This window comes from Proteiniphilum sp. UBA5463 (assembly GCF_002427225.1).
GTDB classification, from domain to species: domain Bacteria; phylum Bacteroidota; class Bacteroidia; order Bacteroidales; family Dysgonomonadaceae; genus Proteiniphilum; species Proteiniphilum propionicum.
In genome coordinates this window covers 1-25,955 of sequence record NZ_DIQL01000042.1, presented here as the reverse complement: position 1 = coordinate 25,955, position 25,955 = coordinate 1, and the positions used below count along the sequence as shown (strand labels likewise).

Annotated in this window: 22 protein-coding genes and 1 tRNA gene; 14 read left to right on the top strand and 9 right to left on the bottom strand. The window is 41.3% G+C overall.

The features are described from left to right. Window positions 1-172: 172 nt before the first annotated feature. Entirely contained in the window at window positions 173-1,888 is a 1,716-nt protein-coding gene (gene recJ, locus B3B27_RS06980) for a single-stranded-DNA-specific exonuclease RecJ (RefSeq protein ID WP_238868519.1), read from the top strand. Between the two features lie 20 nt (window positions 1,889-1,908). After that, window positions 1,909-3,831 carry a RecQ family ATP-dependent DNA helicase gene (locus B3B27_RS06975; RefSeq protein ID WP_238868520.1) on the top strand — a complete coding sequence of 641 codons (1,923 nt, stop codon included), beginning with the start codon at window positions 1,909-1,911 and terminating at the stop codon, window positions 3,829-3,831. Window positions 3,832-3,856: 25 nt separating this feature from the next. On the opposite strand, the gene B3B27_RS06970 is transcribed toward B3B27_RS06975, so the two are convergent. Then, window positions 3,857-3,930 (bottom strand) — tRNA-Arg (locus B3B27_RS06970). Window positions 3,931-4,295: 365 nt separating this feature from the next. Between B3B27_RS06970 and rplM the strand changes: the two genes are divergently transcribed. From rplM to tsf, 4 genes are all read left to right on the top strand, one after another. Next, a complete protein-coding gene (gene rplM, locus B3B27_RS06965; RefSeq protein WP_238868521.1) occupies window positions 4,296-4,751 on the top strand; it encodes a 50S ribosomal protein L13 in 456 nt (151 codons plus the stop codon). A 5-nt stretch (window positions 4,752-4,756) separates the two neighbouring features. Continuing rightward, window positions 4,757-5,143, top strand: a complete 387-nt coding sequence (gene rpsI / locus B3B27_RS06960) for a 30S ribosomal protein S9 (protein ID WP_238868522.1) — start codon at window positions 4,757-4,759, stop codon at window positions 5,141-5,143. A 202-nt stretch (window positions 5,144-5,345) separates the two neighbouring features. Beyond that, the gene (gene rpsB / locus B3B27_RS06955; protein WP_238868523.1) at window positions 5,346-6,203 is read left to right on the top strand and encodes a 30S ribosomal protein S2; all 858 of its coding nucleotides are present in this window, start codon (window positions 5,346-5,348) and stop codon (window positions 6,201-6,203) included. Window positions 6,204-6,242: 39 nt separating this feature from the next. Further along, window positions 6,243-7,064 carry a translation elongation factor Ts gene (tsf, locus tag B3B27_RS06950; protein ID WP_238868524.1) on the top strand — a complete coding sequence of 274 codons (822 nt, stop codon included), beginning with the start codon at window positions 6,243-6,245 and terminating at the stop codon, window positions 7,062-7,064. A 58-nt stretch (window positions 7,065-7,122) separates the two neighbouring features. On the opposite strand, the gene B3B27_RS06945 is transcribed toward tsf, so the two are convergent. The 3 genes from B3B27_RS06945 to B3B27_RS06935 all read right to left on the bottom strand — a co-directional run bounded on the left by B3B27_RS06945 (window position 7,123) and on the right by B3B27_RS06935 (window position 9,668). After that, complete coding sequence (locus tag B3B27_RS06945; RefSeq protein ID WP_286847182.1) at window positions 7,123-7,764, bottom strand: 4'-phosphopantetheinyl transferase family protein; 642 nt, start codon at window positions 7,762-7,764, stop codon at window positions 7,123-7,125. 35 nt (window positions 7,765-7,799) lie between these two features. Beyond that, complete coding sequence (gene gldE, locus B3B27_RS06940) at window positions 7,800-9,131, bottom strand: gliding motility-associated protein GldE (RefSeq protein WP_238868526.1); 1,332 nt, start codon at window positions 9,129-9,131, stop codon at window positions 7,800-7,802. A 93-nt stretch (window positions 9,132-9,224) separates the two neighbouring features. After that, window positions 9,225-9,668, bottom strand: coding sequence for a single-stranded DNA-binding protein (locus B3B27_RS06935; RefSeq protein WP_238868527.1), 444 nt, complete (start codon window positions 9,666-9,668; stop codon window positions 9,225-9,227). Between the two features lie 584 nt (window positions 9,669-10,252). Here B3B27_RS06935 and B3B27_RS06930 point away from each other — a divergent pair. Both B3B27_RS06930 and B3B27_RS06925 read left to right on the top strand, forming a co-directional pair. Then, window positions 10,253-10,534: an HU family DNA-binding protein gene (locus B3B27_RS06930; protein ID WP_238868528.1), complete on the top strand. Its 282-nt coding sequence runs from the start codon at window positions 10,253-10,255 to the stop codon at window positions 10,532-10,534. A gap of 289 nt (window positions 10,535-10,823) precedes the next feature. After that, the gene (locus B3B27_RS06925) at window positions 10,824-12,392 is read left to right on the top strand and encodes an Rne/Rng family ribonuclease (RefSeq protein ID WP_238868529.1); all 1,569 of its coding nucleotides are present in this window, start codon (window positions 10,824-10,826) and stop codon (window positions 12,390-12,392) included. Between the two features lie 75 nt (window positions 12,393-12,467). Here the strand turns inward: B3B27_RS06925 and priA are convergent, their stop codons facing one another. The 5 genes from priA to B3B27_RS06900 form a co-directional block, all read right to left on the bottom strand. After that, window positions 12,468-14,705, bottom strand: a complete 2,238-nt coding sequence (gene priA, locus B3B27_RS06920; protein WP_286844924.1) for a replication restart helicase PriA — start codon at window positions 14,703-14,705, stop codon at window positions 12,468-12,470. 3 nt (window positions 14,706-14,708) lie between these two features. Further along, window positions 14,709-15,344, bottom strand: a complete 636-nt coding sequence (locus B3B27_RS06915) for an outer membrane beta-barrel protein (RefSeq protein ID WP_238868531.1) — start codon at window positions 15,342-15,344, stop codon at window positions 14,709-14,711. A 269-nt stretch (window positions 15,345-15,613) separates the two neighbouring features. Then, window positions 15,614-16,369 carry a succinate dehydrogenase/fumarate reductase iron-sulfur subunit gene (locus B3B27_RS06910; RefSeq protein ID WP_238868532.1) on the bottom strand — a complete coding sequence of 252 codons (756 nt, stop codon included), beginning with the start codon at window positions 16,367-16,369 and terminating at the stop codon, window positions 15,614-15,616. 41 nt (window positions 16,370-16,410) lie between these two features. Beyond that, window positions 16,411-18,354, bottom strand: coding sequence for a fumarate reductase/succinate dehydrogenase flavoprotein subunit (locus tag B3B27_RS06905; protein ID WP_238868533.1), 1,944 nt, complete (start codon window positions 18,352-18,354; stop codon window positions 16,411-16,413). A gap of 18 nt (window positions 18,355-18,372) precedes the next feature. Continuing rightward, complete coding sequence (locus B3B27_RS06900; protein WP_238868534.1) at window positions 18,373-19,047, bottom strand: succinate dehydrogenase/fumarate reductase cytochrome b subunit; 675 nt, start codon at window positions 19,045-19,047, stop codon at window positions 18,373-18,375. Between the two features lie 427 nt (window positions 19,048-19,474). Here B3B27_RS06900 and trpS point away from each other — a divergent pair, with 427 nt between their 5' ends. The 6 genes from trpS to B3B27_RS06870 all read left to right on the top strand — a co-directional run bounded on the left by trpS (window position 19,475) and on the right by B3B27_RS06870 (window position 25,710). Next, complete coding sequence (gene trpS / locus B3B27_RS06895) at window positions 19,475-20,464, top strand: tryptophan--tRNA ligase (protein ID WP_238868535.1); 990 nt, start codon at window positions 19,475-19,477, stop codon at window positions 20,462-20,464. Between the two features lie 146 nt (window positions 20,465-20,610). Further along, on the top strand, window positions 20,611-21,951 hold the full coding sequence (gene mgtE, locus B3B27_RS06890; protein ID WP_238868536.1) for a magnesium transporter: 1,341 nt from the start codon (window positions 20,611-20,613) through the stop codon (window positions 21,949-21,951). A gap of 181 nt (window positions 21,952-22,132) precedes the next feature. After that, on the top strand, window positions 22,133-23,032 hold the full coding sequence (locus B3B27_RS06885) for a DUF2156 domain-containing protein (RefSeq protein ID WP_238868537.1): 900 nt from the start codon (window positions 22,133-22,135) through the stop codon (window positions 23,030-23,032). A 60-nt stretch (window positions 23,033-23,092) separates the two neighbouring features. Beyond that, window positions 23,093-23,968 carry a GNAT family N-acetyltransferase gene (locus tag B3B27_RS06880; RefSeq protein ID WP_238868538.1) on the top strand — a complete coding sequence of 292 codons (876 nt, stop codon included), beginning with the start codon at window positions 23,093-23,095 and terminating at the stop codon, window positions 23,966-23,968. Window positions 23,969-24,030: 62 nt separating this feature from the next. Further along, entirely contained in the window at window positions 24,031-24,642 is a 612-nt protein-coding gene (locus B3B27_RS06875; protein ID WP_238868539.1) for an RNA polymerase sigma-70 factor, read from the top strand. Between the two features lie 87 nt (window positions 24,643-24,729). Beyond that, on the top strand, window positions 24,730-25,710 hold the full coding sequence (locus tag B3B27_RS06870) for a FecR family protein (RefSeq protein ID WP_286844922.1): 981 nt from the start codon (window positions 24,730-24,732) through the stop codon (window positions 25,708-25,710). Window positions 25,711-25,955 lie beyond the last annotated feature (245 nt).

Below are 25,955 nucleotides of genomic sequence, written 5' to 3'. Positions count from 1 at the left end.
ATTTAATGTTTAAAATAATCGAATCAAGAAAAAATAGTATTACCTTTACATCTTCGGATTGGTCTGTAAACAAGCCATTGCCGAGATACGCCGCGGCAGGGAGTAATACCTGAGTGAGCCGCTTGCCCCGTGGAAATTCGGGCCTGAGAGATAAAATAAAAAAACGATATAAATGACTTACAGATGGAATTACTCAACCCTGTCAAACGACCAAAAAAATAAAAAAAATGAGTTAGCTGAAGAATTAAATTTACATCCCGTACTTGTTGAATTGCTTTTTAACAGAGGAATAGAAACGAAAGAAGAGGCAAACAGGTTTCTATATCCTAAGCTTGAAGATTTGCACGATCCTTTTCTTCTTCCTGATATGGATAAAGCAATCTTGAGAATTGAAAGGGCTATTGGCAACAAGGAGCGAATTCTTGTTTACGGGGATTACGATGTGGATGGCACAACGGCAGTTTCGTTGGTGTACAAATTCTTTCGCGGGATAACAAGTAATATTGATTATTATATTCCCGACCGGTACGATGAAGGGTATGGCATTTCGTTTCAGGGAATCGATTATGCTCTAAACACGGGTGTAAAGCTCATAATCTCTCTCGATTGCGGCATCAAAGCGGTAAGTAAGATCGCTTATGCTAAAGAAAAAGGTATTGACTTTATTGTTTGTGATCATCATATGCCTGATGATCAGCTCCCTGATGCTGTTGCTGTTGTAGATGCAAAAAGGTTAGACTCGGTTTATCCATATGATGATCTTTCAGGGTGTGGTGTAGGTTTTAAGCTTGTACAGGCATTTTCGCAACGAAACGGTTATCCTTTCTCTGATATTGAGCCATTGCTCGACTTGGTGGCAGTGAGCATTGCATCCGATATTGTGCCGTTAACCGGTGAAAACAGGGTGATGTTTCATTATGGCCTTAAGCAGCTTAACTCCAATCCCAGCTTTGGGCTACGTGGTATTATCGAGATATGCGGGCTGCACAGGAAACATATTACGGTAAACGATATTGTTTTTAAAATTGGGCCTCGCATCAATGCATCAGGAAGGATGATGAACGGGAAGGAAGCGGTTGACCTGATGCTGGCAAACGATATGACTGCAGCCAGGGAGAAAAGCAAGAATATTGATAAATATAATGAAGATCGTCGTGAGCTTGATAAGAAGATCACTGATGAGGCTATTGAATATATAGAGAACTACATCGATATAAGTAGCCATAAGAGTTTTGTGATTTATAACGAAACGTGGCACAAAGGCATTGTGGGAATTGTGGCTTCTAGGCTTACCGAAAAATATTACCGTCCTGCAGTGGTCCTCACAAAATCAAACGGGTTGATTTCCGGTTCAGCCAGGTCGGTACCAGGTTTTGATGTATATAAAACCATAGAGTCGTGCCGTGATATACTTGAGAATTTTGGTGGTCACACCTATGCTGCCGGATTGACTCTGCGAGAAGAGAACCTGGAAGAGTTTACCACGCGTTTCAATACGCTATCTTTCGACGGCATTGAGCCAAGGATGATGCTGCCTCAGATTACTGTAGATGCTGAGATAACATTGTCGGAGATTACCTCTTGTTTTGTTGAGGGCCTCTCTCTTTTTAACCCGTTTGGCCCTGAGAATGAGAATCCTGTGTTTTTGACCAGGAACGTTTTCGATTCCGGAAACAGTAAGCTTGTTGGCAAGGGATACCGCCATATTAAGCTTGAGGTTATTGATGAAACAACCGAAAATCCCATGCCTGGCATCGCTTTTTGTCAACATGAATATTACAAGCGTATAAAAGAGGGCCTGCCAATAGATATCTGTTATACAATAGAAGAGAATACGCATGGGAACAAAACGTTCACACAGTTGATGGTTAAGGATATTAGGGGATAAGTAAGACAGGAGTATTGCTTATGCAGTCAGATTTGTTTCACAATATTCTTTATGAGTTCTGGGGATATTCTTCATTTCGTCCCTTGCAGGAAGAGATTATACAGTCTGTATGGGAGGGAAGGGACACCCTTGGATTGATGCCTACTGGCGGCGGAAAGTCGCTGACCTTTCAGGTGCCGGTGATGGCAATGAAAGGTATATGCCTTGTTGTAACCCCTCTCATATCGCTCATGAAAGATCAGGTGGACAACCTTCGCGAAAGAGGTATTAAGGCTGCAGCCGTATATTCCGGCATGTCACGTGACGAAATAATAACCACACTTGAAAACTGCATTTTCGGAGATTTTAAGTTTCTGTACGTCTCCCCTGAACGTCTTTCCTCCGACATATTCATTGCCAAGCTGCAGGCCATGGATGTGTGCCTGTTGGTGGTAGATGAGTCGCATTGTATTTCACAATGGGGGTATGATTTTCGCCCCTCTTACCTTAAGATTGCCGGAATACGCGGTTTGCTGGAGGGGATACCTGTGCTTGCTCTCACAGCTACAGCCACCAAAGAGGTTGTTGAGGATATACAGGATAAGCTCCTTTTTAGGGAGAAGAGGGTTTTTCGAAAGAGTTTTGCACGCGATAACTTGTCATATGTTGTGAGGACAGCAGATAATAAGGTAGGGGAGCTGATACATATTCTGCAGTCGGTGCCCGGGGCAGGTATTGTATACGTAAGGAGCCGCAGGCAGACGAAAGAGATAGCACAGTATCTTCGTAATGAGGGTATCTCCGCCAATTTTTTCCATGCCGGGCTTCCGAATGAGGAGAAAATTGGGAGGCAGAATGCCTGGATGCAGGACAGCTGCCGGGTGATGGTGGCAACAAATGCATTTGGAATGGGTATTGACAAGCCCGACGTACGTACAGTTGTTCATATGGATCTGCCCAGCTCACCGGAAGAATATTTTCAGGAAGCTGGCCGTGCCGGTCGAGACGGAGAGCGCTCCTATTCCATTATTCTCTATACAAAAGCTGATAGTGACAAGCTTAGGAAGAGGATTTCGGACTCATTCCCCGGCAGGGACTTCATAGTAAGGGTTTACGATGCTCTTGGAAATTACTATCAAGTGGCCGTGGGAGCCGGATATAACAGTGTATATGATTTTAGCCTCCATGAGTTCTGTATGCCTTACAAGCTTCCATTCCTGCCCACTCACCATGCCCTCAAAATATTGGAGCTGGCCGGATACATAGAATATACGGAAGAGATAGATATGCGTTCAAGAATTCGAATTCTTATTTATCGTGACGAGATGTATTCTCTACATCTGGACAAAAGGTCAGAGGAGGTTCTTCACTGTATCCTCAGGAGTTATACCGGTGTCTTTTCAGATGATGTCTATATTGACGAATCTATGCTGGCATCAAGGACAGGTATGAGCCGTGCGGAGGTATATGATATACTCACCTCTCTGTCGCGGCTACGATACGTAAGGTATGTACCGCAGAAAAAAACGCCTTTCATTGTTTTTACAACCTCTCGTGAGGATCCTAAGTTTGTAACCATTCCCAAAGCAGTTTATGAAGAGAGGAGAAAGCGTTTTGAGAAAAGGATATACTCTATGATAGAGTACGCTGAGGAGGAAGATGTTTGCCGCAGCAGAATGTTGCTGGCCTATTTCAGCGAGGCAAATCCTCAAGATTGCGGCCATTGCGATGTATGTTTGAGGAAAACCGAAACAGGCTTAACAAACTACCAGTTTCGTGTGATTGCCGGACAACTGAAAAGTACATTGCAGTCAGACGGACCGATAAGGTTTAATCACCTGGTCGATTCGGTTCCGGAAGAGAGTCGTGATGATGTTATTCTTGTACTTAGGTATTTGATTGATGAGAATGAGTTTTTGCTGAAAGATGATGAGGTGTCAATAAAAAACACTCACCTGGATTGATAGATAAGTGTTTGATAATGAGTTGTGACTCCGACAGGATTCAAACCTGTAACCTTCTGATCCGTAGTCAGATGCTCTATTCAGTTAAGCTACGGAGCCGTTATTTGTGGGTGCAAAGATACACTATTTTTATAAACCGGCAAAAAACACCTGCTATATTTTTTTAAAAAATGACCAAAAAATAACAGTAAATCATAATTCAGGTAGGTGATTTTTCTTCTTACTTACTGATAAAATTCAGTGTCAAAAGCATTGAAAAAATTTTTTTTCCCCAGAAAAGAAAATCACATCAAATGCTTTGTTAATATTCTGAATTATTGTAACTTTGCAGTCCGATTATTAGTTTTTTTCAATTAAGAGTTTGATTTAAAGCTTTTTATTTGCCTTTATGTCCCTTAGCAAGACAAAGCGGGAAGCGATGGAAATCAACAACACATTAATTTACAAATTAAAAATCAACAAAAGTGGATACACTAAGTTATAAGACTATTTCTGTAAATAAGGAAACTGCACAGAAAGAATGGGTTGAGATTGATGCCACAGGACAGCAATTAGGGCGTTTATGTTCTAAAGTAGCCAAATTGCTGAGGGGTAAGTATAAAGCAAGCTTCACTCCGCACGTTGATTGTGGCGACAATGTGATTATAGTTAATGCCGACAAAGTGGAGCTCTCGGGAAGCAAGTGGACTGACCGTATCTATTTACGCTATTCAGGCTATCCCGGAGGTCAGAAGGAGTATACTCCTGCCGATTTAATGGCAAAGAGCCCCGACAGACTTTTCAGAAAAGTGGTGAAAGGAATGCTTCCTAAGAACAAATTAAGTGATGCTATTTTGAATAACATGTTTGTTTATGCAGGAGAAGAGCATCCGCATCAGGCACAGAAACCCAAAAAATTAGATATTAATACTCTTAAATAATAAAGATGGAAGCAGTAAATGCAATAGGAAGGCGCAAAGCAGCAGTGGCACGTGTCTTTGTAACCGAAGGTACAGGCAAGATCGTTATAAACAAACGCGACCTGGAAAGTTATTTTCCCTCTTCTATCCTTCAGTATATAGTAAAACAGCCGTTGAACAAGCTGAACGTGCTCGATCAGTACGACATCAGAATAAACCTTGATGGTGGCGGTTGCAAAGGACAATCAGAGGCAGCCAGATTAGGAATTGCACGCGCTTTGGTGAAGATAAATCCCGAAGATAAACAGGCCTTGAGAGCTGAAGGGTTCATGACACGCGATCCACGTGTGGTTGAACGTAAAAAACCGGGACAACCAAAAGCAAGAAAGAGATTCCAATTCTCGAAACGTTAATTATTGGTTTTCAGTTCCGCTTATTTTCCACATCTTCAGGCAAAATTTTCGGATGAACAGATAAAAGCAGCCGCTAGGCTGCTACGTTTAGTATCTAAATCGTAAGGACGTTATCTGGCACGTTATTATAAGTTGAGCGGATAATTTACCTTACGGTTCGGTTTGGAAAAAGAATGTAAACGAATTATTTAAAACAACAAACATGGCAAAATTAGAATTTGACCAACTTCTTGAAGCCGGAGCACACTTCGGGCACTTAAAAAGAAAATGGAATCCTGCGATGGCTCCCTATATTTTCATGGAGCGCAACGGAATCCATATTATTGACCTTTACAAAACTATAGCGAAAGCTGAGGAAGCTGCCGCTGCACTTAAACAGATTGCAAAATCTGGAAAGAAAATCCTTTTTGTAGCAACAAAAAAACAGGCTAAGCCTGTGATCGAGGAAAAAGCCCAGGGCGTGAACATGCCTTACGTTATTGAGCGCTGGCCGGGAGGAATGTTGACCAACTTTCCTACTATACGGAAAGCGGTGAAAAAAATGGGTAATATTGATAAGATGATCAAGGACGGTACGTTCGATACCCTTTCAAAACGTGAAAAGCTGCAGATAACCCGCCAGCGTGCAAAACTTGAGAAAACTCTGGGTTCGATCCAGGATCTTACACGTCTACCTTCAGCACTTCTTGTAGTGGATGTGATGAAAGAACAGATAGCAGTGAAAGAGGCTGAACGTTTGGGGATACCGGTTTTTGCCATCGTGGATACCAATTCAAACCCGACAAATATAGATTTTGTTATTCCTGCAAATGATGATGCTGCAAAAGCTGTGGATATGATTATTGGGTTCCTATGTGAGTCAATAAAAGAGGGCCTTGATGAGCGTAAGATTGAAAAAGCTGATGCAGCTGCTGCTGAAGAACAGGATGAAGAGGCTCCTCAGCGCAGGGAACGCAAGTCAAAAGCCGCCAAGAAAGAACGTGTGAAGAAAGAAGACACGGAAGCGATGAAGGCAGCAGTGGTAAGTAAATATGCGACAGACGAAGACGTTGACGTATAAATAACAGAAATAAAACATTACAAATATAATATAAAGTATATGGCAGTTTCAATGGCAGATATCCAGCATTTGCGCAAGATGACAGGAGCGGGAATGATGGATTGCAAAAATGCACTTAACGAAGCGAACGGAGATTTCGACAAAGCGATGGAGATAATCCGTAAAAAGGGGCAGGCAGTTGCTGCAAAACGTGAGGATCGCGAAGCATCGGAAGGTTGCGTATTAGCAAGGGCTGAAGGAGATTTCGCGGCTGTGGTTGCACTACAATGCGAGACAGATTTTGTTGCAAAAAATGAGGAGTTTGTTGCATTAACCGGTCAGATTCTTGATGCAGCAATCGAACACAAACCTAAAACCCTGGAACAACTTCTTTCTCTGGAACTTTCCAATGGTACCGTTTCACAACTTATTACCGATAAAATAGGTGCCACAGGTGAAAAAATGGAGTTGGGTTATTATGAACATATTACTGCTCCATATGTAACATCATATATTCATATGGGTAATAAATTGGCTACCATTGTTGGATTTAATAAAGTCAATGTTGATAAACAAGTAGCCAAAGATGTGGCAATGCAGGTGGCTGCTATGAGCCCTATTGCCGTTACAGCTGAAGAGATACCCGCTGATATTAAAGAGAAAGAACTGGAAATAGCCCGCGAAAAAGCCCGTGAAGCAGGTAAGCCTGAAAATTTACTGGACAGGATTGCCGAGGGTGCATTGCAGAAATTCTATAAAGAATCTACACTTCTTCAGCAGGAATATGTTAAGGATTCTAAGAAAAATATTGAACAGTTCTTGAAGGAAAATGATAAAGAGCTAACAGTGACTTTGTTCAAAAGAGTGTCACTTACAGTTTAATTAATTTTCATAGTTGCTATATAGGCTAAAGCGCTCCGGAAATTTCCAGGGCGCTTTTTTATTCCGGGTTGTTTCCGGCTATCCAGGTAAGAACGTATTCAGCGTGCACCTCGTAATGAATATTAAAAGTCTGTGACAGACCTGTTTTTGACTCAGTAGCCTCTATAACACCCTCCACGGCTGGCGTAAAAGGGTGTATGCGAAAATGTTGTTTAAAGTCAATACCCTCTTCGTTGATAAGCTTAAACAGACTCTCTTTTGCAGACCAGTGCAGTAGCTGATGAACCGTTTTCTGTGAAGGGTCAATGAATTCATCTTCTGAAATGAATTTTGAAGCTATCTTTTTCACCCTTTCTGAACGTGTTTCTATATCAATTCCAACCGGAGCTGTTTCATGGAGCAGGATTGCTGCATAATTATTCGTATGTGAGATGCTTATGTAATGGGTGCCATCTTCAAGATATGGTTTACCGTCTTTACGGTTATAGATTATTTTCTCTTCACCTAAAAGTACCAAAAGCATTATACGAGAGGAGAGCCATTCTATAGAACGACTTTCGGAGCGAATACCTTCTATATATTCAATTGCTTCGTAGCGGAGATGCTCCGGGAAGAGCAGCAACAGCTCTTCACGCGATTCATCCATTTTCCAGATACCAAGAAGGCACCCGGTCTGGGTATATTCTCTTCTTATAAGCATAAAAGATACGTTATGTGGGGCTTATGCACAAGCAATTAATCTGTTTTCTTGATTTTAGGCGGAATATAACGCACTTTAGTTATGCGTTTTTTACTCATCTCTTCTGCCAGAAAGGTGTGTTTCTTGAATATGAAGCTCTCTTTTCTTTTTGGAAAATCACCCTTCAACTCCAGTAATAATCCGGCAAGAGTGCCCACCTCTTCAGCCATCTCCTCAAAATCCTTTTCGGGCAGGCCAGTGATTTTTATGAATTCCTCCAAAGGAGTTTTACCCTCGAAAATATATGAACCATCAGCCGCAATAGTGTATAAACGAAGCTCCTCGTCGTACTCGTCGCTTATATCGCCAACAATCTCTTCAAGAATATCTTCCATTGTAACAAGACCAGACGTGCCACCATATTCATCAACCACCACAGCCATATGTATCTTGCTCGAACGGAACTCCTCAAGGAGGTCGTCTATACGCTTAGTCCCCGGGACAAAGTATGCGGAACGAATAAGTGACTGCCACCTGAAATTGTTGGGTTTTCCCAAATGTGGCAACAGATCTTTCACATAAAGAATACCTTTGATATTATCCGGATTTTCATCAAACACCGGAATACGGGAGAAACCGGCATCAACAATAAAGTCGATTACCTCTTTAAAGGGAGTTTGCAAATCTATAGCTATCATATCGCCCCTGGAGACTAAAATATCGTCAACAGTTTTGTCCTTGAAGCGGATTATTCCTTCGAGCATCTCTTTTTCCTGATCCCTGGTAATGTCATTCGATGTAATTTCAAGCGCCTTTGAAAGATCATCTACAGATATCTCATGCTTCCATCGCTTTGAAGAAGGACTTATTGCCGAAGTGCTCTTAACGAGCAGGGAAGATGCAGGGCTCATCAACCTGTTTATAAAGTAAATAAAATATACGTTGTTGGAAGCAAAACGTAGAGGGTTGTGTGAAGCGTACAGTTTTGGCAGGATATTTACAAAAAGCAAAACCACACAAATGGAAATAATTACCTCAAGTAAAAGAGTCTCAACAACATCTCCCCCGAAAAAAGGCAATCTGTTCAATAGATATATAATAAGCACTGTAATGCTTACATTCAGCAAATTATATGCAATAACAATTGAGGCTGAAAGTTTTTCCGGTTTTCTAAGAAGGTTGGATATGCTGATTTTTTTTGGTTCATCAGAGGTGTGAATATCATCGGAGAAGTTTCTTTCAACCGTGAAAAAGGCAACTTCAGATCCTGAAATAATTGCATTTGAGATAATAAACAGGAGGAGGAGCGCTGTTAAGATATAATCGGACAGGACAGGTACGAAAGCCTGCAAGTTAATATATTGAAACGATAAAGGGTCAGGATCCAAGTTGCAATTTTTTAGTGAAACAAAAGAATGTTCTACCTCTTCTTTTGAAAATCAGACGCTAAAACATTCTTTCGCAAAATTACGATCTTTTATTTAGAATGGCAAATCATCCACTTCGGAAATATCACCCGGTTCTCCGGAGGTGTCGGTTGAATTTGAAAAATCTTGTTTGCCTCCGGTATTTTCACTCTCTCCGCCACCCGATCTGCGGCTTAGCAACTCCAGGTTATCAGCAACAATTTCGGTGATATATCTCTTCACACCGTTCTGGTCGTCATACGAGCGGGAACGGATTTTCCCTTCGATGTAAAGCAACGTTCCCTTTTTCACAAATTTTTCCGCAACCTGAGCCAATCCTCTCCAACAAACAATGTTGTGCCATTCAGTACGTTCAGGTACCTGAGTACCCCCTGAAGTTGTGTAACCTCTTTCACTGGTCGCCAGCGAGAAGTTCGCCTTTGCAACGTCGTTGTCAAAATACTTGATTTCAGGGTCCTTTCCTACATTTCCTACTAAGATAACTTTGTTCACTGACATAACTTTATATTTTTGGTTTAAGAATAGTTCACGCTATAAAAACAAAATTAATCATAATTTTGCAATTGGCAATGAGAATTTTCAAATAGTTTCATGATAATTATTCAATTAATCCCTACAAAGAACATAAGAAAACAGGGTTTATGCAAATTTGTTGATTTTTAAGGGTGTTTGCATGCCGTGTGTATGTTTACCGGGAAATATTACGCTCTCTACCCTCATCCTTATCATAATCGGTTACAGAAAAAAGGTGGCAATAATCCTGTAAATCGCCGCATTTTCTTCTCACCCTGTATTGTAATTCTGAGTCGACATGTTTTTGGTGTTGCTTTACTCCTTTTGGAAAAGGACTCACCCTGATTATTGGCTGATGGCGGCAATTGAATGCGATTCTGAATTTACATAGTCAAGTCGTTTAGTTACAAAACGAATGTATAGAGTATATTTATCCGCAAAATATTGGAAAATCTGAAAATTTTCCAATATTTATTTTACGCCTTAAGAAAAAAGCTATATATTTGCAGTCCAAAATTTTACTAACCAATCAACTGTATTATTATTTAATATTTAAAAATATAATAAAAATGACTAAAGCAGACATTGTTAATGAGATTGCAAAGAAGACTGGCGTTGATAAAGCATCGGTCCTGGCAACTGTAGAATCTTTTATGGAAGTGGTTAAAGATTCTTTGGCAAGCAACGAAAACGTGTATTTGAGAGGATTTGGCAGCTTCATTGTAAAAAGGAGAGCCCAGAAAACAGCACGTAATATTTCCAAAAATACGACTATCATCATTCCCGAACATAATATACCCGCTTTCAAGCCTGCAAAAACATTTGTTGCCCAGGTAAAAGAAGCTAAATAACTTAAATAATAAGGAGAAATAAATATGCCAAGCGGAAAAAAAAGGAAAAGGCATAAGATGTCTGTTCACAAGCGTAAAAAAAGACTTAGAAAAAATAGACACAAAAAGAGAAAATAGGAACTTAGTGCTTTTTTTACAAATATTTACAGGAACAAACTTAAAAGAAAACCACCAGGAAGTTAAGTTTGTTCTTTGTATATAAAAGAGGGAGAAGGTTCTGGTGAGAACCTGCTTTCTGTTGTGAAGACAGAAGCCCAATATATTATATAAACATTTAAAACGAACAATTGTGACAAGCGAACTTGTTGTAGATGTTCAACCCAAAGAAATTACCATTGCAGTTCTCGAAGACAAGAAACTGGTAGAACTTCAGCAAGAGAGTCAAGACAGCTCTTTCTCGGTTGGAAACATTTACATGGGCAAAGTAAAAAAACTTATGCCCGCCCTGAACGCAGCATTTGTGAATGTGGGACACAAAAAGGACGCTTTTCTTCACTATTTGGATTTAGGGGTTGAATTCAACTCTATTCTGAATTTTCAGAAACAGGTTGAAGACAAGAAAAAGATTCCGCAGCTCCAGAAGATGAAGCTGCAACCCGATATCGACAAAGAGGGCTCAATATCGGATATCCTGAAAGTGGGACAGGAAATATTGGTTCAAGTAGCCAAAGAACCTATCTCAACTAAAGGACCGAGACTAACGGCTGAAATCTCTTTCGCGGGACGGTTCATGGTGTTGATTCCGTTTATTAACCGTGTATCGGTATCGCAAAAAATTAAGTCGCGCGAAGAACGCGCCCGGCTCAGACAGCTGGTGCATAGCATCAAGCCCAAGAACTTCGGGGTGATTATACGCACCAATGCCGAAGGCAAGCGGGTTGCTGATCTCGATGCCGAACTGAAAGTACTGGTCAAACGATGGGAAGACAACATCGGCAAAATGCTGAAAGTCAAGACTCCTTCACTCATTTATGAGGAGACAGGACGTACAGTAGCACTTTTGCGCGATATATTTAATCCATCTTTCGAACAGATTCACGTCAATGACAGGGGCGTGTCTAAGCAGATTGCCGATTATGTAAGTATTATTGCGCCCGACCGGAAAAATATTGTAAAAGATTATACCGGCTCGTTGCCAATCTTCGATAATTTCGGCATTACAAAACAGGTCAAATCGCTCTTTGGAAAAACTGTTACTTTTAAAAATGGTGCCTACCTGATTATTGAACATACCGAGGCACTGCACGTGATCGATGTTAACAGCGGAAATCGCAATAAATCAAAACTCGGTCAGGAAGACAGTGCTTATGAGGTGAATTTAGCTGCAGCGGAAGAGATTGCACGGCAGCTTCGTTTACGTGATATGGGAGGCATCATTGTTATCGACTTCATCGACATGAACAAGGGAGAGCATCGCAACAAGCTTCTTTCCAGGATGCAGGAGTTGATGGCAAATGACAGAGCAAAACATAACATTTTGCCATTGAGTAAGTTCGGGTTAATGCAGATAACACGTCAGCGTGTACGGCCCGAAATGGAAGTTACCACAAGCGAAGTTTGCCCTACTTGCTTTGGTAAAGGAAAAATAAAATCATCGATTCTTTTTACTGACACCCTTGAGAGGAAGATCGATTATTTGGTAAACAATCTAAAAGTGAAGAAATTCAGTCTGCACATACATCCTTATGTTGCAGCATATGTTCAGCAAGGCCTCATTTCGTTGAAGTACAAATGGAGAAAAAAATACAATGTGGGAATGAAAGTTATACCCGACCAGAAACTCGGATTCCTGCAATATGTTTTTTATGACAAGGACGGAGATGAAATAGACCTTAAAGAAGAAATTGAAATGAAATAATGTCTCGTGAGAACGAGGCTTATAACAGAAGTAAAAACCGGATAGCAGTATGCAATTCCGGTTTTTTTCATCATTCTACAAAGGGTCCACATCGTAATACAATATAGAGTATTTAAATTCCTGTTCTTCTCTCAAAAGTTTTTCTGCATTATTCAGTGTATCGCGTACCCGTTTCGGCGACAATCCGGCTTCCAATTTAAGAACTGTTTCGCGTATATGGTACATTTGGATCCGGCTTACTATTGGTTTGTTGGGGCCGAGAACACGCTCCTGCAAAGATTGTTTCAAATAGCTGGTAAAAAAGGCTGACGCTTTTTCAACTATTTTCTCATTTCTGTGTTTGAATATAATGCAAATTATCCTGGAGTAGGGCGGATAGTTGAACAGTTTTCTCTCGGTAAGCTGTGACCTGAAAAATGATTCGTAATCGTTATTAAGGAGGTAGCGGTAAATAGGTTGTCCAGGGTGGGCACTCTGAATTATCACCAGACCCTGTTTGTTTTTACGCCCGGCACGGCCTGCAGCCTGCATCATCAGCTGGAATCCTCTTTCGTGCGAACGAAAATCGGGGTAGTTGAGCAGGGAGTCGGCAGAGATAATTCCAACAACATTCACATTGTCAAAATCTAATCCCTTTGATAACATTTGAGTCCCGACTAAAATATCGATTTGTTTTTCCTCAAAACCTTTGATAATTCGTTCGTAAGAATCTTTTCCGCGGGTTGTATCCATATCCATCCTTGCAACAACAGCTCCAGGGAAAAGCTGGTTCACCTCTTCTTCAAGCTGCTCTGTCCCCTGGCCAAGCGGCTTCAAGCTTTTCTCTCCGCAATTAAGGCATTCTGATGGAACTGGGTATGAGGTGTTGCAATAGTGACATACCAGACGGTTGCTCAATTTGTGATAGGTAAGCGATACATCACAACGTGTACACTTGGGTGTCCATGCACAAAGTTTGCATTCAATCAGTGAGGCAAAACCTCGTCGGTTGCGAAATAGAATTACCTGCCCGCCATTATCAAGTGCATTGTTTATCTGTTTGATCAAATCCGGTGCAAGCAGCGATTTCATTTTCCTTTTCATTCGCAGCTCTTTTGTATTCTGTATATCAATTTCAGGTAAATGAACAGAGTTGAATCGCTCTTTTATTGTCACCAGCCCATATTTACCGGTCATGGCGTTATAGTATGATTCTATAGATGGGGTTGCTGATCCCAATACTGTTTTGGCCTCGTATATATGTGCCAGCATGATTGCTGTATCACGTGCATGATAACGGGGAGAAGGATCCTGCTGTTTGTAACCTGTTTCATGCTCCTCGTCCACAATTACAAGCCCTAAGCGTTGAAAAGGGAGAAAAAGGGAGGATCTTGCACCCAGGATAATCATATAGGGATCTTCCGAGAGCATCTTTTGCCAGATCTCCGTACGCTCGTTATCATTTATTTTGGAGTGATAGATACCTATCTTATTACCGAAAACCGATTTTAATCGCTGCGTAAGCTGTGCAGTAAGAGCTATTTCCGGTAACAGATAGAGTGTTTGTTCTCCTTTAGCCGTAAACTGGTCTATGAGATGAATATATATCTCTGTCTTTCCGCTTGAAGTAACTCCATGTAAAAGACATGTTTGTTTTGAGTTAAAGCAGTTATTAAGTTCGTTTAGTGCTTTTTGTTGAAGTTCGCTTAACGGATAAGCTTTCCGTAAAGGCATGTTCTCATTTACTATACGCCCTTTCTCCATATCGAATGTTTCTAATATCTGCTTTTGCAGCAATCCGTTGAGCACCGAGGGGGAAAAGGAAGAAAAGCCTGAAATCTCTTTTCTGCTGATACTATCCCTTTTGTTTTCCGAAAGAAAAAGGGAGATCTCATCCAGGAGAGCTTGCTGTTTTTTTGCTCTTCCAATTATTCCGGGTAACGATTTGACATTCAGCGAGGAATGCAAACGAATAAAGGACTCTGTCCATGGTTTAAAACCAGGTTTAAGATCCGCCGGGATCATAGGCGAGGGGAGAGCGGCTTTATAAACATCTCCAGGAGAAGAGAGATAATAAAAAGAGATCCATTCCCATAACTTCAGTTGATGCTCATTCACAACAGGGTGTGAATCGATAAGGGAATGGATCTCCCTGATTGCCATATTTTGAGGGGCTTTACTGTGAATATTTGAAACTATGCCGGTGTAATACTTCCTTTTGCCAAAAGGTACAATCACCCTGAATCCTTTCCCAATCTTGTTTTGCATATCTGCTGGAATGGCATAAGTGAACATGCCGGGAAGTGGGAGCGGAAGTATCAGATCAGCAAACATATATCAGAAATAGATTGAACCTGTAATATTCCAGGAGTTTGTTTTGCCGTTAAGAGGATCTCTCCAGTTAGGTTTATCAAGCGAGTAATTGTCGGTCAGCTGAACTCTGTAGTTCACCCCCACCTGTATCATTCTTAGCACTTCAACACCAAGGGCAATATTGGTTCCTGCACAGAAACCTTTAGCCTTTATATTATCAGCTGTTTCTTCAATATTTATTTTATCACCATGGATAAGATATCCGGCATATGGCCCTGCTGCGGCAAACAGCCTTATCGGGAGCAAGCCTGCTCCAAATTTCAACTTTGCATTTACCGGCATCATAAGATAACGGTTTGATATATCTTTTACTTCATTTGTACCGGTAAGATTGGAGACAGTCATGCGGTTATCGTTATATACAAGTGAGGCATCTATACCAAGCTTGGCAGTTGCCAGCGGAAGAAGCATGGCTTCAAATGATGGGCCAATACTGTATGATGTCATATTTTCGACCTTCAGAGCGGAAGTGCTGAAATTAGGATTATTCAATCCCACGTCTGCTTTTACACCGAACCTAATCTGTGAAAAAACTGGCAAGTTCATCATTGACAGTAATATTACTGTTAGGCTGTTATGAATGATATTCTTTGGTTTCATACTATTATTTAAATTTTTAGTTAGATGGATATAACTGTTTTTAATTATCTATTTGGATTATAATGATTTTATGTCCGTTCCAAACTTCTATTTTTTTGCAAAAAAATTATTCATAGATTGTATTAAAAAAGATATATTTATATCTATGATAATAGTTAAACAAAAAAAATCGGGATAAGGTTGTTAAAGAATCATTAAAAACCTTATAAAAAAGCGTTCCAACTCTTCAAAAAGAGAAGAAACGCTTTCTCACTATAGTTTCGTACCTATCAATCTTTGAACTTAGCTTTCAAAAATTCTCTGTTCAACCGTGCAATATTGGTGATGGAGATATTTTTCGGGCATTCCACCTCACATGCACCGGTATTTGTGCAGTTACCGAAGCCCAGCTCATCCATTTTGGCTACCATTGATTTGGCTCTTCTGGCAGCTTCCACTCGTCCCTGAGGCAACAGGGCAAGCTGGCTTACCTTTGCCGAAACGAAAAGCATTGCCGACCCATTTTTACAAGCTGCCACACAGGCACCGCAACCAATGCAGGCTGCAGCATCCATTGCCATCTCGGCATCGTCTCTTGGGATAGGAATAGCATTAGCATCGGGAATACCTCCCGTGTTTACGGATACGTAACCCCCTGCCTGCATTATCTTATCGAAAGCAGACCTGTCGACCATCAAATCCTTTATGATAGGGAAAGCGGCAGAGCGCCATGGCTCAACTGTGATGGTATCTCCGTCGTTGAACCGCCGCATATGAAGTTGACAGGTTGTAATACCCTGATCGGGCCCGTGAGGATGACCGTTGATATACAGGCTGCACATTCCGCAAATGCCTTCACGGCAGTCATGATCAAAAACTACAGGCTCCTTTCCTTCGTTGATGAGTTGTTCGTTAAGGATATCCAGCATTTCGAGGAAAGAGCTTCCCTGAGAGATATTTTCCAGGGGGTAGGTCTCAAAATGTCCCTTCTCTTTCGGTCCGTTCTGACGCCAAACTTTTACTTTTATATTGATATCTTTATCCATGATCGTTGTTTTTTTAAGTTTACTCGTTATTCATCAACTGATTAAGATTTGTAGTTTCTTTGCTGACGAACCACAAATTCGTATTCCAGCGGTTCCTTGTACATCACCGGATCCTTTTCCTCTCCCTGGTATTCCCAACAGGAAACGTAAGAGAACTTGTCGTCGTGACGCAACGCTTCACCCTCTTCTGTCTGGTGTTCAATACGAAAATGGCCGCCGCACGACTCTTCACGGTCGAGGGCATCGTGAGCCATAAGTTCTCCAATCTCAATGAAATCTGCAAGCCTCAGTGCCTTTTCGAGTTCTACGTTAAGCGTCTCTTTGTTACCGGGAATACGTAGGTTGGTCCAGAAGTCCTTCTTGAGTTCTTTCAGTTTCTCAATAGCCTTTTTCAGGCCCTCTGCATCTCGTCCCATTCCCACGAAATCCCACATGATGTGGCCCAGTTTTTTGTGAATATGATCTACGGAATGTTTTCCCCTGATATTCATCAACCGGTCAAGCTTGTTGTTAATTTCTTTTTCTGCCTTATCGAATTCCGGATCATCAGTCTTGAAGTGCGGAATATTGATCTGATCTGCCAGATAATTCTGTATGGTATAAGGAAGCACAAAGTATCCGTCGGCCAGTCCCTGCATAAGAGCCGAAGCGCCCAGGCGGTTTGCACCATGGTCTGAGAAGTTGGCTTCGCCAATGGCGAAAAGGCCGGGGATGGTGGTCATCAGTTCATAATCTACCCATATACCGCCCATAGTGTAGTGGATGGCAGGATAGATCATCATAGGAGTTTCATAGGGGTTATCGTCAACAATCTTTTCGTACATCTGGAACAGGTTCCCGTAACGGGCTTCCACCACATCTTTTCCGAGTCGGCCGATAGCTTCTGCGAAATCGAGATAAACAGCCAGACCTGTTGACCCGACACCAAAACCTGCATCGCAGCGTTCTTTGGCTGCTCTCGATGCCACGTCACGCGGCACAAGGTTCCCAAATGCCGGATAGCGCCGTTCAAGATAGTAGTCGCGATCCTCCTCTTTCAGGTCGGTTGGGTTCAGTTTCCCTTCACGAATTGCCTTGGCGTCTTCCAGCTTTTTGGGTACCCAGATGCGTCCGTCGTTACGCAACGATTCCGACATCAGTGTAAGTTTCGACTGGAACTCACCGTGTACCGGGATGCAGGTTGGGTGAATCTGAGCCATACATGGATTGGCAAAATAGGCGCCTTTCTTGTAGCACTGCCATGCAGCCGAACCGTTAGAGGTCATCGCGTTAGTGGAGAGGAAGAAGGTGTTTCCATATCCGCCGGTGGCTATCACCACTGCATGTGCGGCAAATCGTTCCAGTTTTCCGGTTACCAGGTTGCGGGCAATGATCCCGCGGGCACGGCCGTCGATGATGACAAGATCCACCATCTCATAACGTGTGTACAGTTTAACCTGTTTGTTGTGAACAGCGCGGCTCAATGCAGAATAGGCTCCTAAAAGCAGTTGCTGTCCGGTCTGTCCGCGGGCGTAGAATGTACGTGATACCTGTGCACCGCCAAAAGAGCGGTTAGCCAGTAATCCTCCATATTCACGGGCAAAGGGGACACCCTGTGCCACACATTGGTCGATAATACTGTTCGACACTTCTGCTAGACGGTAGACGTTGGCTTCGCGTGCACGATAGTCACCTCCCTTTATAGTGTCATAAAACAGACGGTAAACGGAGTCCCCGTCGTTAGGATAGTTCTTGGCCGCATTGATACCTCCCTGAGCGGCAATAGAGTGTGCACGGCGGGGAGAATCCTGTATGCAGAAGTTAAGTACGTTGAATCCCATTTCACCCAGCGATGCTGCAGCCGATGCACCTGCCAGTCCGGTACCTACGACAATAATGTCGAGCCGACGCTTATTAGCCGGATTAACCAGCTTCTGATTGTTCTTGTAGTTGGTCCACTTTTCAGCGAGAGCCCCCTTTGGTATTTTTGAGTCTATTTTATTCATAATATTCAAATTCTTTAGTTATCCTAATATGTTGGAGTATCCCAGATGAACGGCAATAGCCACGACAATAAAACCCAGAGAGATAATGGTGGAGAAGATATTGCCGATAACTTTTATTCGTTTCATCCAGACAGTGTTGTTCCAGCCAACGGTATGAAGTGCGCTCCAGAAACCGTGGGTCAGATGGAACCATAATGAGACGAAAGCGATTATGTATACAATTACAATCCAGAGATTGGAGAATACCTCCTCCACCAGTTGAGCGCCGTCGGTGCGGGCACCTTCGATCATGAGCAGTTCTTTATACTGCATCTGGTACCACATCTGATAAAGATGCAGGAAGAGGAAAAGCAGCACAAATAAACCCAGGACGAACATGTTTTTGGAGGACCAAGCTACGGGCGTTTTGCTGGACGATGCATATTTGTCACTTCCTCTGGCTTTTTGGTTTTGAAGCGTAAGTATAATTCCATAAGCAACATGAATCACAAAACCCAGAGCAATGATTGCAGTTCCCAATACTGCCCACCAGTTAGCACCAAGGATTTCATTGGCGATGAAATTATAGGCGTCATAGCTGAAGATGAGCACCAGGTTCATAGACATGTGAAAAAGCAGGAACAGAATCAGAAAAAGGCCGGAAATACTTTGTGTAAACTTCCGTCCGATAGATGATTTGATTAACCAACTCATAAAGTTTTTTTTTAATGATTATTTTATTTGTTATTTATACAACATTTGCATTTGTTGCGATCCTAGCTAAAAAAGTTCAAGTTAAATATTCATTCGTCAAGGCATAATCCAAGCTTACCTTTGATGTGCATAACACAATAATAGCCTGACTTTACTGAAAGTCAGAATTTATAATCGCATGAAACAAAGGTGCCCATTCAATATTTTGTAGTGTACCTGTTCAGCCTCTTTTCGTTGAATTTTTTTTTTAGATCACAAAAGTAGTACTTTTAAACATCAAAAAAGAACTATTTGCTGAATTTTTTCCTTAATAAGCCTGGCTTGAACGGTAATTAATGTTATAATGACAGCGTATAGTGTTGAATTTATTATCTCTGTTTGCCATTATTTTGTTATCTTTGCGCGTTTAAAAGAATTATTACAGATCATGGATATAGTTTTAAGCGGTATTCGATCAACCGGAAAATTACACTTGGGTAATTATTTTGGTGCTTTATGCAACTTTACCAGGATGCAGGAGGAAAACAAATGTTATTTCTTTATCGCCGACATACACTCTCTGACAACACATCCCGACCCCAAGATGCTGCATCAGAACGTAAAAAACGTGCTGGTGGACTACCTTGCGGCAGGAATCGATCCGGAAAAATCGGTGATTTATGTACAGAGCGATGTTCGTGAAACAATTGAGCTATATCTGTATCTGAACATGCACGCCTACATGGGGGAGCTGTCAAAAACAGCGTCGTTCAAAGAGAAAGCAAGGAAGCAACCCGATAATGTTAATGCGGGGCTTTTGACCTATCCCACATTAATGGCGGCAGATATACTTATTCACAATGCCGATAAGGTGCCGGTTGGAAAAGACCAGGAACAACATCTGGAGATGACACGACGCTTTGCCCGCCGGTTTAATAATTTCTACGGCGTGGAATATTTCAAAGAGCCGGTAGCTTATAATTTCGGGAAGAAACTGGTTAAGATACCGGGGCTGGATGGCAGCGGTAAAATGGGAAAGTCGGAGGGGAATGCAATATACCTTAGCGACACCCCTAAAGAGATTGAGAAGAAAGTTAAAAAAGCGCTTACTGATTCAGGGCCTTTAGAACCGAATTCTGTTAAGCCCGATTATATAGAAAATCTTTTTACAATACTCCGGGTTGTATCCACCGTAGAAGTGGTGCAACACTTTGAAGATCTGTGGAACAGTTGTCAAATAAGATATGGAGACCTGAAGAAACAGTTGGCTGCTGATATAATAAAAGTCACATCGCCCATTAGGGAGCGGATCCTGGAGATAAAAAATGATGATGCATATCTGAGAAAAGTAACTCTTGAAGGAGCGGAAAAAGCAAGAGAGAATGCACAGAAAACAATTGCAGATGTAAGAGAGATAGTAGGGTTTAAGAAGTTTTAATACCGGTAAACTCTGTTTTTGGCAGGCTTCACTGCCTTAAGGAAAATGCAACTTGTCGGGCAGACAAGCTGCAACCCTTTAACCAAGTGCTGCTGAAGCAGTTGATAATGCATGTAGTATTCATGTTCAGTTTAAAGGAGGTCGAGATGGATGAAAAATTAACACAATTCCGTAAACTAATTAAAGAGCAGTCATGGATTATTCTTAAGGAGGATCTGTTGACATTGGACAACCCTTCCATTGTATTTCTAATCGAACATAGCAGGGAGTTCGATTCAGCTGTTCTTTTCAGATTTTTACCGCGTGAAAAGGCTAAAGACGTCTTTCAGGAACTTTCACCGATGAAGCAGGGAGAGGTCATTTCTGATTTAGCCAATAATGCAGAAAAAGTAGCGGATCTGATGAATGATATGGATCCTGATGACCGTACTGCTTTTTTTGAAGAACTTCCCGGGCAGGTTGCACAGCGCTTTATGCAGATGCTAAGCCCGGAAAACCGTAGTATTGCTATTCAGCTGCTTGGCTACCCCGAAGACAGTATAGGCCGACTGATGACTCCGAAGTTTGTGGCTGTTAAATCTTTCTTCACTGTTGAACAGACATTGCAACATGTTCGCAAGTTTGGCAGAGATTCAGAAACCCTTGATGTTTTATATGTGGTAGATTATGAATGGAAACTTATTGATGATATCCTTATCCGCGATGTATTGGTTGCCGGCTCTGATGAACTGATAGAGAATTTAATCGGAGATAAGTGCCTGTGGCTAAGTGCTTATGACGATCAGGAGACAGCAGTCAAGGTCTTTAAGGATTATAACTGTACCGCACTTCCTGTAATAGATACAACGGGAACGCTATTGGGTATTGTTACTATTGACGATATTTTTGATGTTGCTGAACAAGAAGGGACGGAAGATTTTCATAAGTTCGGTGCAGTAAAAGATGCTGTAATCAGTCCACTGCATGCTTCAGTGCCATTTCTTTACAAGAAGCGCATCGTATGGCTAATGGCATTGGTTTTTGTTAATATTTTTTCGGGGGCAGCAATAGCACGTTTTGAAAATCTTATTGAGTCTGTTGTGTCTTTGGTCTTTTTCCTGCCCTTATTGATAGACAGTGCTGGAAATGCGGGATCTCAATCTGCTACGCTCATGATCAGGGCGCTTGCAGTAGGCGATGTGCAGCGAAGAGATTGGTTGAGGTTGCTGGGCAAAGAGTTTATTGTTGCATTGCTGCTAGGGGTAAGCATGGCCGTGGGTGTTACCATGGTGGCAAGCTGGCGCTCTCCTGAAATTATTCCGGTTGTTGCCCTTACAATGGTATTTACTGTTGTTGTGGGGAGTATGATCGGCATGCTTCTTCCGTTTTTGTTTACCCGCTTTAAGCTTGACCCGGCCACAGCGAGCGCTCCCTTGATTACGTCAATTGCCGACATATCCGGAGTTCTTATCTATTTTTCAATAGCCAAGTGGTTTTTGGGACTCTGAGTTAATAATTTTTTTATACTTTTACAGACCTGTTTACTATTTCAATTTTTGTTGCACTGTTTTAATTACATTGGACTATTTCTGTGTTTGGTAAGGCTTATCGTCTTGATCTGCCATTAATAAACGGAATAGTTATGTACTCATCATACTCAAAACAAGACAAAGAAAGCCATTTATATTTATGCTTACATTTAAAACAATAGAATTAAAGGATAGAGACATAATAAATTCATATCTCGAAAAACAAAATTACAGAGCTTCGGATTTATGTTTTACAAACCTGTTCACATGGGGAAAGAAGTTCAGCACACAATTCGCAGTAAGTGATAATCTGCTGTTTATTAGGTTTAGAGACAATAATAATCGCAACTCATACCTTAAGCCTGTTGGATTGGGAGACATTAAAAAGGGTATAGAAATAATCATAGATGATCATAAGCAGTTCGGTTCCGTTTTTCAGATTAGAGGTGTGACAAAAGAGATGATCAGAGAAATTGAAGAAGCGATGCCGGGAAGGTTCGAATATAACCTTAACAGAAGTGTTTCAGATTACATATACACCACCGAAAAACTGATACATCTTAAAGGGAAGAAGCTGCAAAGTAAACGTAATCATATCAACCGGTTTAAACGTGAAAATGAGTGGCAGTACAAATCACTTACAGGTAATCGTGTATTGGTAGAAGAGTGCAAAAGCATGCTTGACAAGTGGATGAAGATTAACGGTGAAGAGAAAGACCCCTCACTCGTATATGATGATTACGCAACGACACAGATGTTGTATAATTTTGAATATCTTAATTTGATGGGAGGGCTGATATGCGTGAACAGCGAAATTGTTGCCTTCAGCATTGGAGAGAAGCTTACACAAGACACTGTTGTAGTTCATGTGGAGAAAGCTTTTACAACCACTCACGGTGCATACAACATCATTAATCAGCAATTTGTCGAAAATGAGGCTTCAGAATTTACCTATGTGAATCGTGAAGAGGACATGGGGATTGATAATCTACGTCAGGCTAAGCTTTCCTATCAGCCTGATATTATTTTGGAAAAATACAACGCAAGATTCAAAAGCTAACTGTTTATCATACGTTATCTGCATTGCCTGATTAGGTTTCACCGTTATTTCGATTAAAACATGATTCAATTTGCCGACGATAATACAAAACAGCAGGTTTGGGATATGTGGAAAACCGTGTTCAACGATCCGGATGACTATATGGAGGTTTATTTTCGCTGGAAATACCTTAACGAGAATACGCTTATATATATTGAAGATGGCAAAGCTGTTTCCTCTCTGCAGATGTTGTCTTACCAGTTCACTTTTTGCGGGACGGAAATTCCTGCTATCTATCTTTCCGGTGTGTGTACCTTGCCTGAATACAGAGAAAAAGGGTATAGCCGGCAACTGCTGATAAAAAGTTTTGACGTCGCTGCCGGCAGGAATGTGCCAATCATCTTGCTTGTGCCTCAGGAAGAGTGGCTGTTGAGGTTTTATGACAAATTGGGTTTTGCCCGTACTTTTGACCCCGGAGCGGAGGCTTTGCCTTCTCTGAAAGAGTTGACGCAAAAATATCCGGGCGATCTGTACGCCGCATTCAGGGAGTTTGACTCTTTGTTCCGTCATAAAGATGTGACTGTTCAGAAGTCGTTCGATGATTTTTATGCCATGGTTGAGGAGGCGGCACTTTTCGGGTTCCCTCCCAAAAAAAACCTGATGGGTATGGCGCGAGTGATTGATGCACATAGACTGATCTCGATATTTGCCGAACGGTACCCGCAAACAGCGTTTTCTATATCTGTACGGGATGAACTGCTGAAAGTAAACAGTGCCTCTTTTACAGTTGTGGGAGGAGAAGCTAGGAGATACAGCCCTCCAGAAAAATCTCTCTTTCATGCAAATATCCGAAAATTGGCGCAATTGCTTTTCGGATATCACACTTTAGGGGATGAAGAGCCATTTAGTGCTGTTTTCCCTGAAAAAGTCCCTTCTATGAGCTATATGCTGGAGTGAAATTGAATATTTTAAAAAAATCTGATATTATTGTTGTATATTTATGGGTCAATAAAAGTTTTATGGATAATCATCAGTCTGATGCACACGATGTTCGCGAGAGAGCCCTTGTCTTCCGTCTTGTGAACAATGATGAAGAGGCTTTCAGTGAATTATATGCCAGCTACAAGGACCGGTTGATCTATTTTGCGATGAGATTTGTTAAATCAAGAGAATTTGCTGAAGATATTTTTCATGATGTGTTTTCGGTTATCTGGCAATCCCGTCATTTTATCAATCCGGAGTATTCTTTTTCATCTTATGTTTATACCATGGTAAAAAACAGGGTATTGAACATGTTGAGGGGAATAGAAAGTGAGAAGAGAGTCATGCAGGCAATTCTTTCGCAAGCTATCGATTACAATGACGACACAAGCCGGAACGTTCTGTATAATGAATTAAATGAAATTATTGAAAAAGCTATAAATCGTCTTACACCACGACAAAAAGAGATATTCCGGATGAGTAGAGAAGAGCATATGTCGCACCGTGAAATAGCTCAAAAACTGAACCTTTCCATATATACCGTGCAGGAACATATTACGCAGGCTTTAAAATCAATAAGATGCTTTTTGGCGAAATACCCCGGGAGTATGGCCGATCTGTTGTTGATCCTGATTTGTTTAAATATATAAAATTAAGTTAACAACACCCCTGCTTCTTTCGTCTGAAGTGTATTATAAGTATACAAGGATATATTTTAAACATCCTTTTGAATGTTCATGAAAGGGAATAAAGATAAAACAACAGTTATTCATCGTTTTCTGAATGGGACTTATACCGTAGACGAGGCTTACGCCTTTTTGGAGGAGAGTAATGATCCCGTCAATAAAGATATTATTGAGGAGGCTGCATTCAGCGTCTGGGAGGAATCGCAGTTCCTCGAAAAAACCGGGGACCCGCTGAATAAGGAATATAAAGAAGAAGCTTACACTATTTTAAAAGATATTGAGAAAAAGAAAAAAAGATCCCTAAAGCCTTTGTTTTTAGTGGCAGGAAGCATTGCAGCCGCAATAGCGGTCATCTTTTCCTTTTTTCGCCTATATGAGGGGGTTTCCCGTCAGGATATTTATTATGAATGCATTGAAACTACTTATGGGGAAAGGAAAGATATTACTTTACCGGATGGGTCAATGGTTACCCTCAATTCTTGTTCCCGGTTGCGTTATCCTGCAAAATTCACACAGCAGGCTCGTGAAGTGATGCTTCAGGGTGAGGCTTTTTTCGATGTTGCCAGGGATCCCGACCGGCAGTTTGTGGTGACTGCCGGGCAGTTTTGTGTGAAGGTCTTGGGCACGGCATTCAATATCAAGTCATACTATAATGATGAAATTACATCAGTTAAGGTTGATAGAGGTAAGGTTCAGATTGAAATGCCGGAGGCAACCATGAGACTCTCTGCACAGGAACGGGTTGAGGTGAATTCCCTTAGGGGTACGATAAAAAAACATCAGGATCTATACGAGACGGCAGGCTGGAGAAAAGGGTGCCTCTATTTTGACGCTACTCCTATTCAGGACGTAGCCAGAGAGCTGGAGAGAGAATACAATTGTTCTATAGTCTTTCAGGAGGGACAGGAGTTTGATAACCTTATTTCAGGAGAGCACGATAATCAGAGTCTTGAGTCCGTTCTGCAGTCACTTGAGTATATTTCAGGAATCAAATACAATAAAGACAACTATCACATACTTTTATATAAATAACATATCAAAAAATAGATGCCTATGAATAAAACCTCAACAACTTAATTATTTCTTATTATATTAAAAAAGAGCAACCCTGTTCAGGGCTGCTCGGGATGATACTACAAAACAACCCTACTGTTTGCATCATATGGTTGTTTGTGGTAAATCAGTTTAACAATCTCACTAAAATCATTAAACTTTACAAAGTTATGAATAATCTGACAGCTGTGAACAAAAATCTTAAAAACATTATTCTGTTTTTT

Bases quoted from the DNA above. Each gene is read 5' to 3' on its own strand.
- recJ (WP_238868519.1), top strand. From the start codon at position 173: ATGACTTACAGATGGAATTACTCAACCCTGTCAAACGACCAAAAAAAT.
- B3B27_RS06975 (WP_238868520.1), top strand. From the start codon at position 1,909: ATGCAGTCAGATTTGTTTCACAATATTCTTTATGAGTTCTGGGGATAT.
- rpsI (WP_238868522.1), top strand. From the start codon at position 4,757: ATGGAAGCAGTAAATGCAATAGGAAGGCGCAAAGCAGCAGTGGCACGT.
- rpsB (WP_238868523.1), top strand. From the start codon at position 5,346: ATGGCAAAATTAGAATTTGACCAACTTCTTGAAGCCGGAGCACACTTC.
- tsf (WP_238868524.1), top strand. From the start codon at position 6,243: ATGGCAGTTTCAATGGCAGATATCCAGCATTTGCGCAAGATGACAGGA.
- B3B27_RS06945 (WP_286847182.1), bottom strand. From the start codon at position 7,764: ATGCTTATAAGAAGAGAATATACCCAGACCGGGTGCCTTCTTGGTATC.
- B3B27_RS06935 (WP_238868527.1), bottom strand. From the start codon at position 9,668: ATGTCAGTGAACAAAGTTATCTTAGTAGGAAATGTAGGAAAGGACCCT.
- B3B27_RS06930 (WP_238868528.1), top strand. From the start codon at position 10,253: ATGACTAAAGCAGACATTGTTAATGAGATTGCAAAGAAGACTGGCGTT.
- priA (WP_286844924.1), bottom strand. From the start codon at position 14,705: ATGTTTGCTGATCTGATACTTCCGCTCCCACTTCCCGGCATGTTCACT.
- B3B27_RS06915 (WP_238868531.1), bottom strand. From the start codon at position 15,344: ATGAAACCAAAGAATATCATTCATAACAGCCTAACAGTAATATTACTG.
- B3B27_RS06910 (WP_238868532.1), bottom strand. From the start codon at position 16,369: ATGGATAAAGATATCAATATAAAAGTAAAAGTTTGGCGTCAGAACGGA.
- B3B27_RS06905 (WP_238868533.1), bottom strand. From the start codon at position 18,354: ATGAATAAAATAGACTCAAAAATACCAAAGGGGGCTCTCGCTGAAAAG.
- B3B27_RS06900 (WP_238868534.1), bottom strand. From the start codon at position 19,047: ATGAGTTGGTTAATCAAATCATCTATCGGACGGAAGTTTACACAAAGT.
- trpS (WP_238868535.1), top strand. From the start codon at position 19,475: ATGGATATAGTTTTAAGCGGTATTCGATCAACCGGAAAATTACACTTG.
- mgtE (WP_238868536.1), top strand. From the start codon at position 20,611: ATGGATGAAAAATTAACACAATTCCGTAAACTAATTAAAGAGCAGTCA.
- B3B27_RS06885 (WP_238868537.1), top strand. From the start codon at position 22,133: ATGCTTACATTTAAAACAATAGAATTAAAGGATAGAGACATAATAAAT.
- B3B27_RS06880 (WP_238868538.1), top strand. From the start codon at position 23,093: ATGATTCAATTTGCCGACGATAATACAAAACAGCAGGTTTGGGATATG.
- B3B27_RS06875 (WP_238868539.1), top strand. From the start codon at position 24,031: ATGGATAATCATCAGTCTGATGCACACGATGTTCGCGAGAGAGCCCTT.
- B3B27_RS06870 (WP_286844922.1), top strand. From the start codon at position 24,730: ATGAAAGGGAATAAAGATAAAACAACAGTTATTCATCGTTTTCTGAAT.